This is a genomic window from Streptomyces sp. NPDC051664 (assembly GCF_044453545.1).
Taxonomy (GTDB): Bacteria; Actinomycetota; Actinomycetes; order Streptomycetales; family Streptomycetaceae; genus Streptomyces.
Genome location: NZ_JBITCU010000001.1, coordinates 621,830 through 633,504 on the forward strand (window position 1 = coordinate 621,830; position 11,675 = coordinate 633,504).

Below are 11,675 nucleotides of genomic sequence, written 5' to 3' on the forward strand. Positions count from 1 at the left end.
CCATGGACCACACCACAGTCGGCATCATCGGCGGCGGCCCCGCAGGGCTGCTGCTCGCCCGGCTCCTGCACAACTCCGGCATCGACTGCGTCGTTCTGGAGAGCCGGGACCGCACCTACGTCGAGCAGCGCCAGCGCGCCGGCATCCTCGAGCAGAGCACGGTCGACGTCCTGCGGGAGTCGGGTGCGGGCGAGCGACTGGACCGCGAGGGTCTGGTCCACGACGGCATCGAGCTGCGCTGGAACCGCCGGGCACAGCGCATCGACTTCCCGTCGCTCACCGGCGGCCGCAAAGTGTGGGTGTACGCCCAGACCGAGGTCGTCAAGGACCTGATCGCCCTTCAGACGGCGGACGGCGCCCCGTTGCTGTTCGAGGCCCAGGTGAACGATGTCGTGGGAGCCGACACGGACCGGCCCGTCATCCACTACACCCACCAGGGACAGGACAGGACTCTCGGGTGCGACTACGTCGTGGGCTGCGACGGGTTCCACGGCGTGACCCGCAAGGCGGTCCCGGACGGCATCATGAGCGCCTTCGAGCGGGTCTACCCCTACTCGTGGTTCGGCATCCTGGCCGATGTCCCGCCGTCGTGCGACGAGCTGATCTACGCCCACTCGCCGCGCGGCTTCGCCCTGCACAGCATGCGCTCCGCCACGGTCAGCCGGCTCTATCTGCAGGTCCCGAACGGCACCGACCCGGCCGACTGGCCGGACGACCGGATATGGGACGAGCTCGACGCCCGTTTCGCGACCGACGGCGACTGGCGGCTCGAACGTGGCCCGATCACCTCCAAGGCGGTGCTGCCGATGCGCAGCTTCGTCACCGAACCCATGCGCTGGGGCCGGGTCTTCCTGGCCGGCGACGCCGCGCACATCGTCCCGCCCACCGGTGCGAAGGGGCTCAACCTCGCGGTCTCCGACGTCGTCGTGCTCGCCCGGGCCTTTGCCCACCTGAAGGACAGCGGCTCCACCGAGCTGCTCGACGAGTACTCGGACACCTGTCTGCACCGGGTGTGGCGCGCGGAGCACTTCTCGTACTTCATGACGACGACCCTGCACACCGACCCGGGCCAGAGCGCGTTCGAGACCCGGCTCCAGGTCTCCCAGCTGGACCGCGTGTCGTCGTCCCGGCACGCGGCTGCGGAGCTCGCCGAGAACTACGCGGGTCTGCACATCGGTTGAGCTCCTGCGGACGCAGCGGCGGTGCGGGGTCCCGAAGAGCGCCGCGCACCGCAGGCGTTGCCCGCGGGCGGGTGCCCATCACCCCGTCGGCGCAGGTGGAGCGGGTGCGCAGGGCCTGGCCGCCCCGCGCGGCCGCAGGGTCCGGCGGGTACGGTTTCCGCACACCCCGGAGGCTCGACGAGGAGGACCGCATGCCGCATGCCGCGACCGCATCCGAGGCGGACGCCGCAGCACCCGGCGGCGAGCCGGTCGGACCGCTGGAGCGCGGTCTGGCCGTGCTGCGCGCCCTGGCCGCCCACCCAGGACCACGGATGCGCCCCGGCGATCTGGTCCGCGCCACCGGCCTGGCACGCTCCACCGTCGACCGCATCGTCACCACCCTCACCCACCTGGGACATCTGCGTATCGAGGACGACCGCGACGTGTTGCTCGCGCCGCGCCTGATGGAGCTGGGCAATGCCTACCTCACCTGCTGCGGTCTCCCCGACGCCCTGGAACCGCTCGCCGTCGCGTTGGCCGACGAGCTGGACGAGTCGGTCTCCCTCGCGGTGCCGGACGGGGCCGGGGTGCGGTTCATCAGCCAGTCCACCCGGCGGCGCACCATGGCGCTGGCCTTCCAGATCGGTGATCTGCTGCCCGCCGAGCGGTGCGCCCCGGGTGCCCTCTTCGCCTCCGGGTGGAGCGCCGAGCAGCAAGCCGACTGGCGCAGCCGGCTGCGCGACGACCCCCGTGACGCCGGCTTCCCCGCCGTTCCGCCCCGCTCGGCGCCACCGGCCCCCGACGAGGTGGAGTCGGCCTTCCGGCAGCGGGTGGCCGACGCCCGTGGCGCCGGCTGGGCCGCCGACGACCAGCTGATCGAGCCCGGTCTGGTCGCCGTCGCGGTCCCCGTGCACGCCCCCGACGGCAGCACGGTGTGTGCGCTCAGCGTGGTCAGTCACACCAGCAGGCACAGCGCTCGGTCGCTGGCCGAGCACGCCCTGCCCCGGCTGCGGGAGTACGGGGCGCGGATGGAGGCGGCACTGGCCTCCCCCGCACCGGCGGCCACGCCGCCCGCGCCCGGCGGCCCGGACACCTCGCGCGCCGCCAAGGCGGAGCTGGGTCCGGAATTCCTGCAGTCGCTGACCCGGGGGCTGGCCGTGCTCACCGCCCTGGGATCAGCACCCGGTGGGCTCACCCTTTCCGGCGCCGCGGAGGCGACCGGCCTGGCCCGCGCCACCGCCCGCCGGGCGCTGCTCTCCCTCCAGCAGCTGGGGTATGCGGCCCCGGCCGGTGAGGGACGCCGTTTCACGCTGCTGCCCACAGTGCTGGAACTGGGCTATGCCCGCCTCTCCCGGCTGAGCTTCGCGGAGATCGCGCAGCCCCATCTGGCCCGGCTGGTGGAGCAGGTGCACGACTCGGCGTCCGTCGCGGTGCTGGCCGACGACGACATCATGTACGTCGCCCGGGTGCACACCGTGCGCATCATGAGTGTCAACATCACGGTCGGTACCCGCTTCCCGGCCTACGCCACCTCCATGGGCCGGGTGCTGCTTGCCGGTCTGCCCGAGCAGGAGGCGGCCGAGCGACTGGCCCGCGCCTCGGTGCGGCCGCTGACGCCGTTCACCCGGGTCGACGCCGCCGATCTTGCCGAGGCCGTGGCGCAGGCACGACGGGACGGTCACGCCCTGGTGGACCAGGAGCTGGAGGAGGGTCTGCGGTCGATCGCGGTGCCCGTGCACGACCGCACCGGCCGCGTGGTCGCCGCCGTGAACGTCTCCACCCACGCCAGCCGGGGCACCCTGGACGACGTGCGGCAAGCGGTGCTGCCCGCGCTCACGGCGGCGACGGCCGCGATCGAGGAGGACCTGGCGGTCGTGACGGAACGGGTCCGGCTCGCGATCCCCTGACGGCTCCGGATCGCGATCCCTTCGCGGGGTGTGCCGCCCACCCTCAGGTGAGTTCCGTGACCGTCCCCTCCAGCACCGCGGGGGCCGGGCCCCCGTGGATGATCCCGAGGCGTTGTGTCGCCCGGGTCAGTGCCACGTACAGGTCGTTCAGACCCCGTGTCGACCGGGCCAGGATCTCCGTCGGATCGGCGATGAGCACCGCGTCGAACTCCAGGCCCTTCGCCTGTCGTACCCCCAGCACCACCACCCGGCTCTCCAGGTCGGGCTCGTCCCCGTACACCGCATCCGGGACCGACTCGGCGACCGCGGCGCCCAGTTCGTCACGGCGGGCGTCAGGGACGAGAACCGCGAGCCGGCCGTCCTCCAGTGCGGCAGCGTCCTTCGCCGCCCGGTCGGCGAGGGTGCGGGCCAGCAGGCCGGGCTCGGTGCGCATGCGCCACGGCTCCACTCCCGTCTCCCGTACCGAGCGCGGCAGCTGGAGCCCCGGGCCGAGCGCCGCGAGAACCTCCGTGGTGGATGCCATGATCTCGGCGGGCGTGCGGTAGTTGACCGTGAGGGGCACCTGCCGCCACCGGTCGCCGACGTGCGGGGCGAGCGCGGACGCCCACGAAGAGGCACCCGCCGCGTCGCCGGTCTGCGCGACGTCACCGACCAGGGTCATGGAGCGGGTCGGGCAGCGCCGCATCAGCAGCCGCCAGGCCATCTGGGACAGCTCCTGCGCCTCGTCGACGATGATGTGCCCGAAGGCCCAGCCCCGGTCGGCGAAGGCGCGTTCGGCGACGGTGCGGACCATGTGTTCCTCGTGGCGGTCGGCGAGCGTCTCGGCGTCGAGCATGCCCGTGAGGCTCTCCTCGTCCTCACCGTCGTCTGCCGCGAGGTCGAGGACGCCCTGCGCGTACGCGACGCCCTCCGCCCGCTCGGCCGCGGCGGCGGCCTCGGGCGCACGGTTGTCCTGACCGAGCAGTTCGGCGGCCTCGTCGAGCAGCGGCACGTCGGCGGCGGTCCAGCCGTCCCCCGGCGTCCGGTACAGCAACTCCCGTTCCGTATCGGTCAGTTCATGTGCCGCCGAAGCTAGCCGTGCACGTTCGCCGTACAGGTCGGTCAGCAACCGCTGTGCGGTGAGCGGCGGCCACAGGGCGTCGAGCGCGGCCCGTACGTCGGTGTCGGAGGCGAGCATCCGCCGTACGTCGGCGATGTCCTGCGCCTCGGTCCGTTCCTGGGCAGCGGCCGAGTCCTCCTCGCCGAGCGGCCCCGGCAGGGCGTCCAGGTCGGCGCGTACGGCACGGTCGAGATCGGCCTCGGCGAGCACCTCGGCGATGTCCGCCTCCAGCCGGTCGGCGAGGTGGCGGGTGTCCTCGACGGACCGCCGGGCCAGCGCGGCGACGATCTCGCGCCGGAAGACGGGGGCGGCCCTGTTGTGCGGCAGCCTGGTTGCGCGGGCGGCGTCGGCGGCACGTACGCACTCCTCGTGGTCGAGGCGGACGACATCGCCGTCGAACTCGACCTCGAGCCCGGTGCCCGCCGGCACCTGCCGGTCCCGGACCGCCGCCGCGATCACGGCCGCCATCTCCGTACGCCCCTTGAGCTCGGCGGTCTCCGACGGTTCGGTCCGGTCGGCGCGGACGCCCGGGAACAGCTCGCCGACGGTGGAGAGCAGCACGCTGTTCTCACCGAGACCGGGCAGCACCTGGCCGATGTACCCGATGAAGGTGGGGTTCGGTCCGACGACCAGCACGCCCCGGGAGGCCAGTTGCCGGTGCGTGTAGAGGAGATACGCGGCACGGTGGAGCGCGACCGCGGTCTTGCCGGTGCCGGGGCCGCCCTGCACCACCAGGACCCCGCGGTGGTCGGAGCGGATGATCGCGTCCTGCTCGGCCTGGAGCGTGGCAACGATGTCGTGCATGCGGCCGGTGCGCCCGGCGTCGAGCGAGGCGAGCAGCGCGGCCTCGCCGGTCAGCTCGCCGACCGGCACCCCGTCGCGGTCGAGAACCTCGTCGTCGAGCCGGACGACCCGGTCCCCGCGGGTGGTGATGTGGCGACGCTTGCGGACGCCGTGCGGGGCAGCGGGCGTGGCGACGTAGAAAGGGCGGGCGGCGGGTGCGCGCCAGTCCAGCAGCAGCGGATCGTCGACGGCGGACTCGGCGGGCAGTCCGACGCGCCCGATGTAGTGCCGATCGCCGTCCCGCAGGTCGAGCCGCCCGAAGCAGAGCCCGTTCTCGGCGGCGTCGTAACGAGCGACCTGCCCGGCGTACCGGGCGGCGGCCGCCTCGCGCTCCAGCCGCCCCTGCCGGGTCCCGCCGGTCTCCCGGAGGACGCCGGTCAGCTGGTTCCGGGCATCCTCGCGGAGGGCCGCCACGCGGGCGTGGAGCATGTCGAGATGGTCCTGCTCATGTGCGATCTCAGCTGTGGACAACGGTGCACTGACTCCCTGCGGGCGGTGGTGGGCGGCAGCCAAGGGTGCCCTACATCGGGACGGAAGGGGAGCCGCGCAGGTCCGGGGGTACGCCGGACCCGGATCCCCTCCCGCCCCGGCACCGGCTACCGGGGATCCCCTTGCCCGGCGATCCTGCGCACCGTGTGCAGCAGGTACTCCTTGCGGTTGAGCGGGTTGTGGTCGGTACGCGGACGGTCCGGGGCCGTACCGACGACCGCCCGGTACGAGTCGAAGGCCGTCTCCAGGACGCCTTCGCCGCGCGTGAGCGCCGGAAGCTGTTGGTGCAGCTCATGGACCCGGGCCGCCGGAATCTCGCCCTGCAGTAGGCACGACGCTCCCTGCACGGCCGGCGTCCGCGGCACCGCGCGCAGACGGGCGAGTACGGGCAGGGCCGGGCCGAGCGTGTCCGCCGGAAGTTCCAGCCGGAACCGGTGCATCGGCTCGTACACCGTGGTGCCGGCCTGTTGCAACGCGGCCATCAGGACCAGCGGTGTCAGATTACGGAAATCCCCGGCCGTGCTCGACATGGATTTGTCGAATACGGCATGCGAATGGCTCTGCCGGGGCCAGTAGCCGGAATGTGTCATCGTGACAATGCAATCGGTGACCTGCCAGCCGCGAATTCCCTGCCGCAGCGCCGAACGGACCGTTTCCTCGACCGCCCTCATCAATGAGAACGGCATGGATCCGAGCTCCACCTCCAGCCGGTATTCCACTCCGCTGCCGATCGGGGCCGGATCGACGCGCAGCCCGATGGTCGCCAGGAAAGGATTGTGCTCCGTGTCCCCGACCTCGAAAGCGGATCCGCTGCCGATCGGCCGTTCCACACAGATGGTGGTGGTCTCCCGGAAGGTGACGTCGATCCCGAATTCGTCCGCCAGCGTCGCCTGAATGACTTCCTTCTGCACCTCGCCGTAGAGCGATACGGACACTTCCTTCCGGATGTCGTCCTGACGCAGATTGATCAGCGGGTCCTGTTCGGCGAGCTGGGCGAGTGCGAGATGGAGTTCGCCCCGGCCGGCCGGAGCACGGGGAACGACGACCGATTCGAGCGTCGGCGGGGCGAAGAAGTGACCGGTCGTGGCGGTGCCCGGCACGCCGACCGAATCACCGATCCGAATGTCGCCGAGCCCCCGGAGCTTCCCGATCTGCCCCGCACGGACCGATGCGGCACGGACGGTGGAGCCCTGGTCGAAGACGCCGATGGCGGTGACCTTGCCGTCGTCGCGCCCGCCTCGCTCGCCCGGCGAGACGCTGTCACCGCGTCCGCCGCCCCGGCCGAACGGCAGCCGGTCGCGGGTCCGTACCGTTCCCGAGAACATCCGGACGTACGCGATCTTCTCGCCGCTCGAACCGCGCTCGACCTTGAACACGGTGCCCGAGACCGGCCCGTCGACGTCGCCCTCGGCCGCGGGCAGCAGCTCCCTGATCCCGCCGATCAGCGCGTCCACACCCGCCCCGGTGATGGCCGAGCCGAAGTAGACCGGATGGACGAGCGCCTGCCCGGTCTGCTCGACCAGCGCACTGCGGAGCGTGCTGTACGGGAGCGGCGCGCCGCCGTCGACGTACGCGGCGAGGAGAGCGTCGTCACGGTCGGCGAGCAGCTCGGTCAGCCGGGAGGTGAAGCCGGGGGCGGAGTCCGTGTACGGCGTGCAGCGGGCGCTCCGCGTCCCCTGCCTGTCGACCGACCCCATCGCGACCACGTCCCGGGTCAGCTTCTCGGAGACGGTCCGCAGGACGGACGCGTACTGCGCACCGCCGCGGTCGATCTTGTTCACGAAGATGAGCGTGGGAATGCGCAGCCGTTGCAGGGTCCGCATCAGCACGCGGGTCTGCGCCTGCACACCCTCCACGGCGGACACGACCAGCACCGCGCCGTCGAGCACGCTCAATACCCGCTCCACCTCGGCAATGAAGTCCGGGTGACCGGGTGTGTCGATCAGATTGACCGTGATGTCGTCGATGGGAAACGAGACGACGGCCGACTTGATCGTAATGCCGCGCTGTCGTTCGAGCGCGAGAGAATCGGTCTGGGTGTTCCCGTCGTCGACGCTGCCGATCTCGTCGATGACCCCGGCGGCGTGGAGCAGCCGCTCGGTCAGGCTTGTCTTACCGGCGTCGACATGCGCCAGAATTCCCAGGTTCAGCATGTGCACGGAGCTTCATGTCCTCAAGATCGGTGGCAATTTCCGTCTGAATGAACACGAGAGTTCCGCGCATGATCGTCTCCTGGGTCTCGATTTACTGATGGCCGGCCGGCCGATGCCGGGAGTACAGCAGGAAGCCACCCCGGCGGACAACTCATTTATGCCCGGATTACCAGCCGGAACCACCGGATGCCCCGATCTTCTGCGCGGATCGTGAGGCCGGAGACCGGGGCAACGGTCCGGCCACGGGCGGAGTCGGGGGCCACGCAACCTCCAACTCACCTCCGATTCAGGCCAGTTCAAGTGTTGCGCGCGAGCCCCGCCGGCTCCACCGGACGCCCCGTCACCATGAGGCACAGTCAGCAAACGAGTGGGTCGGCGAACCCCAAACCTCGGTGCGGCGTTGCATACAGTCCAACGGGTGATTATTAGCTTTTCGCCACCCGAAGAGACCACGCATTGGCTCCGACGCGGAGCTGCCTAATGGCGCGGAGTCGCTTTTCGATTGACGGTGGAACACGTCGCTACTGCGTCACACCGAGTCGACAGCCAGTCACTCCCGCAGTTGCGCCGAAAGGAACGTGTTCAGATGCGCTCTGCCCGCACCTTGTTCGCTTCGGCCGCCATCAGTGCGGTCCTGGCGATCACGACACCAGCTGCCTTCGCGATGACCGTGGCCGACCGGGACGGCGGCGGCTCCTCCCACAGCAGCCACGAGCACGGCGGCCGCGGCGGCGACGAAGGCGGCCGTGGCAGCGACGAAGGCAACCGCGGCGACGAAGGCGGTCGCCAGGACGGAGACAGGCCCAGTGGCGGCGTCCGCACCGGTGGTGGCGCCCTGGCCATGAAGGCGGACGGCGACGAAGGCCACGGCAACAAGTCCGACCACGGCGGGAAGTCCCACCGCGGCGAGGGCGAGGAGGACGCAGGCACCGGCTTCGCCGACGAGGACGAAAGTGGCTACCTCAACAAGCACGGCGACGAGGCCGGCGACGAGGACGGCAGCGAGGACGGCAGCGACTACGGCAGCGAGGAGGGCAGCGAGGAAGGCAGCGGCTACCTCGAGAAGCACGGCGGTGACAAGAAGGGCAGCGGCTACCTCGAGAAGCACGGCGACAACGGCAGCCGCGGCAACGGCAGCAAGCCCAGCGGTGGCGTCCGCACCGGTGGTGGCGCCATGGCCATGGTCGTGTCCGACGACGGCCACGGCGACAAGGGCGGCCGTGGGGAAGAAGGCGGCCACGGCGACAAGGGCGGCCGTGGGGAAGAAGGCGGCCACGGCGACAAGGGCGGCCGTGGGGAAGAAGGCGGCCACGGCGACAAGGGCGGCCGTGGGGAAGAGGGCGGCTACGGCGACGACAGTGGCGACGAGGGCAGCAGGGGCGACAACGGCGACAGGCCGCGCGGCGGCGTCCGCACCGGTGGTGGCGGAACGGCCACGACCGCCGGCAGCGGTCTCGCCGCCGGTTCGGCACTGCTGATCGGTGGGCTCGGCGTCGGTGCGTACAAGATGCGCCGCCGTCAGGCCACGGGCGGTGCGGTGGCCTGAACGAACTGAACGGCCAGCGGGTTGCCGCATCTGTCGCGGTCGCCGTCCCTCGGGGCGGCGGCCGCGGCGGCTGCGTTTCCCGCCCCACCGGCCGGCCGACCCACCGCCCGACCGACTGATGACGCACGGAAGAAAGGCACGCTCCGATGGCCGCCCCGCAGTCGTCCGATTCGAACCCCTCCGCATCCGGCACCGGCTCTTTCACCTTCGGCCGCACCCTGCTCTGGCCCGCAGCAGCAGCCGGACTGGGCCTGCTCATGATCTTCAACTCGTTCGGCACTGCGGAGGACAACAAGCCGCTGACCGCCCCGTCGGTGGCAGCTCCCGCCCCCGCCGCCGCTCCCGCCGCCCCCGCCGCCCCTGCCGCTCCGTCGGCCGCCGCCTCCCCCAGCCCGACGGGGCTGTTCATGCCGCGTTCCAACCCGACGAAGCTTCAGATCCCGTCGATCGCGGTCAGCGCACCCTTCACACCGCTGACCATCGGCGCGAACGGGCAGCTCAACGCCCCGCCGCCGAACGACACCAATCTGGTCGGCTGGTACAAGGGCGGAGTGACGCCGGGTGAGCGCGGCTCGGCGATCGTCGCCGGCCACGTCGACACGACGACCGGACCGGCGGTGTTCCTTCAGCTCCAGTTCGTGAAGCAAGGAGCCACGGTCGACATCACCAGGGCGGACGGCAGCGTCGCCACGTTCAAGGTCGACTCCGTCGAGAAGTTCAGCAAGGCGAACTTCCCCAACGACCTGGTGTACGCCGACACCCCGGACGCGCAGCTGCGACTGATCACGTGCGGCGGCACCTACGACAGGAAGGCCAAGGACTACAAGGACAACGTGGTGGTGTTCGCCCATCTCGACTCGACGAAGCGCCCCTGATCTAGCGGACTGTCTCCGTCCGCCCCAACTCCTTGAAGAAGTGATGCCGGGTGTGGCCGCCCGGAATCCCTCCACCGCTGCCGGTCTCCAGATAGCCCTGCCGACGGTAGAAGCCGGGCGCCTGGAAGGACATCGACGAGACGATCATCGATGTGCAGCCGCGCGCCACAGCCTCGTCCTCGGCGGCGCGCACCAGGCGGGTCCCCCAGCCTTCGTGACGCCGGTCGGCCCGCACCCACACTTCCGATATCCCGGCACAACCGCCCCAGCTCCAGCCGACCAGCCCGGCCACCAGTTCGCCCGCCTCATCGGTGACCCGAACGGAGAGGCCGCGGTCGTCGTGGGCGCCGGTCGCATCGTTGTTGAACGCGGTCAGCTCTTCACTCAGCCGGGTGGAGAGCACCGGGTCCTCCGCACCCACGCGCAGGGTCGCGTCCACGCTGTGTCCAGTCGTCATGACGCATGAGTGTGCCAGCATCACGGATCACGCGAAACCGAAGTCTGCCCTGGTCGGGCCGGTGCCAGAGCCCGCCTCCCCCGGTGCAGCCGTCGGCGGTCAGCTCAGGGCCGCAGCCAGAACGCCGGCCGTCCTGGCGACCAGGGGGTTGTCGGCGGGGGCGTCCCGATCGGGTTTGGTGGTCATCACGGCCAGGACGACCGGCGGGCGGCCGGGCGGCCATGCGATGCCGGCGTTGTTGTTGCCCCCATAGCTGCCGCCGGCGGTCTTGTCGGCGACGGTCCAGTCGGTGGGAAGCCCGGCGCGGAAGCGTTCTCCGCTGGTGGTGTTGGCAAGCAGCCAGCCGGTGAGCAGCCGGCGGTCGCAGGGAACGAGCGTGTCTCCCAGGACGAGGCGCGCGTAGGTGCGTCCGACGGCACGAGGCGTGGTGGTGTCCGTCTCACGCCATGGCTCCGCCGAGTTCAGCTCGGGCTCCCAGCGGTCGAGGCGGGTGACCTGGTCGCCGATGGAGCGGCAGAAGCGGGTGACCGCGCCGGGGCCGCCCAGTTCTCGGAGGAGCAGGTTGGCCGCGGTGTTGTCGCTGTGCGTGATGGAGTACGCGCACAGGTCGGCGACCGTCATCCCGCGGGAGAGGTTCTCGGAACTGCCGGTGATCGGCGAGTTGCCCGAGGCCTCGACGTACTGCGCGGTGTAGCGGATGCGGCGGGCCAGGAACTCGCCGTTGCGGTCCAGATCACGAAGGACCGCCGCCGCGCCGATGGTCTTGAACAGGGAGCACATCGGGAAGCGCTCGTCCGGTCGATACACCACCGTGCGGCCCGTGGCGGTGTCATGGGCATAAGCGCCGAGCCGGGCGGAGTGCTCCCGCTCAAGGTCGCGCAGCTCCCGGGCGGCCCGGGCCGCCCGCGCCGCCGCGCCGGACGCTGTAGAGGAAGTGTGCACGGTTGAGGCGGGGTGAGCGGGAGACGGCAGGGGCACAGCGGCCAGGGCCGCCCCGGCCGCTGTGGCCAGGATCGTCCGGCGGGTCGCGCGGGCTCCGATGGATCGCACAGTCGTGTGCCTTTCCTTCGTACGGCAGGACGTCTGCCAGGACATCACCTCACACCCCCACTGAGTGCGATGACCGCATCGTCCGCAACTCGACAC

Annotated in this window: 8 protein-coding genes; 4 read left to right on the plus strand and 4 right to left on the minus strand. The window is 71.3% G+C overall.

What is annotated here, in order from left to right:
- The first annotated feature begins 2 nt into the window (after positions 1-2).
- Complete coding sequence (locus ACIA8E_RS02810; protein ID WP_399293505.1) at positions 3-1,181, plus strand: 4-hydroxybenzoate 3-monooxygenase; 1,179 nt, start codon at positions 3-5, stop codon at positions 1,179-1,181.
- A gap of 191 nt (positions 1,182-1,372) precedes the next feature.
- Positions 1,373-3,067 (plus strand): IclR family transcriptional regulator C-terminal domain-containing protein, encoded by a 1,695-nt coding sequence (locus ACIA8E_RS02815; protein WP_399293508.1) that lies wholly within the window; start codon positions 1,373-1,375, stop codon positions 3,065-3,067.
- A gap of 43 nt (positions 3,068-3,110) precedes the next feature.
- On the opposite strand, the gene ACIA8E_RS02820 is transcribed toward ACIA8E_RS02815, so the two are convergent.
- Complete coding sequence (locus ACIA8E_RS02820; protein WP_399293511.1) at positions 3,111-5,480, minus strand: HelD family protein; 2,370 nt, start codon at positions 5,478-5,480, stop codon at positions 3,111-3,113.
- Positions 5,481-5,605: 125 nt separating this feature from the next.
- Positions 5,606-7,657: a GTP-binding protein gene (locus ACIA8E_RS02825; protein ID WP_399293513.1), complete on the minus strand. Its 2,052-nt coding sequence runs from the start codon at positions 7,655-7,657 to the stop codon at positions 5,606-5,608.
- Positions 7,658-8,237: 580 nt separating this feature from the next.
- Here ACIA8E_RS02825 and ACIA8E_RS02830 point away from each other — a divergent pair.
- Positions 8,238-9,197 carry a hypothetical protein gene (locus ACIA8E_RS02830; RefSeq protein ID WP_399293516.1) on the plus strand — a complete coding sequence of 320 codons (960 nt, stop codon included), beginning with the start codon at positions 8,238-8,240 and terminating at the stop codon, positions 9,195-9,197.
- Between the two features lie 146 nt (positions 9,198-9,343).
- Complete coding sequence (locus ACIA8E_RS02835; protein ID WP_399293519.1) at positions 9,344-10,072, plus strand: class F sortase; 729 nt, start codon at positions 9,344-9,346, stop codon at positions 10,070-10,072.
- Position 10,073: 1 nt separating this feature from the next.
- Here ACIA8E_RS02835 and ACIA8E_RS02840 read toward each other — a convergent pair whose 3' ends face one another.
- Entirely contained in the window at positions 10,074-10,529 is a 456-nt protein-coding gene (locus ACIA8E_RS02840; protein ID WP_399293522.1) for a GNAT family N-acetyltransferase, read from the minus strand.
- A 99-nt stretch (positions 10,530-10,628) separates the two neighbouring features.
- Positions 10,629-11,624: a class A beta-lactamase gene (bla, locus tag ACIA8E_RS02845; RefSeq protein WP_399293525.1), complete on the minus strand. Its 996-nt coding sequence runs from the start codon at positions 11,622-11,624 to the stop codon at positions 10,629-10,631.
- Positions 11,625-11,675 lie beyond the last annotated feature (51 nt).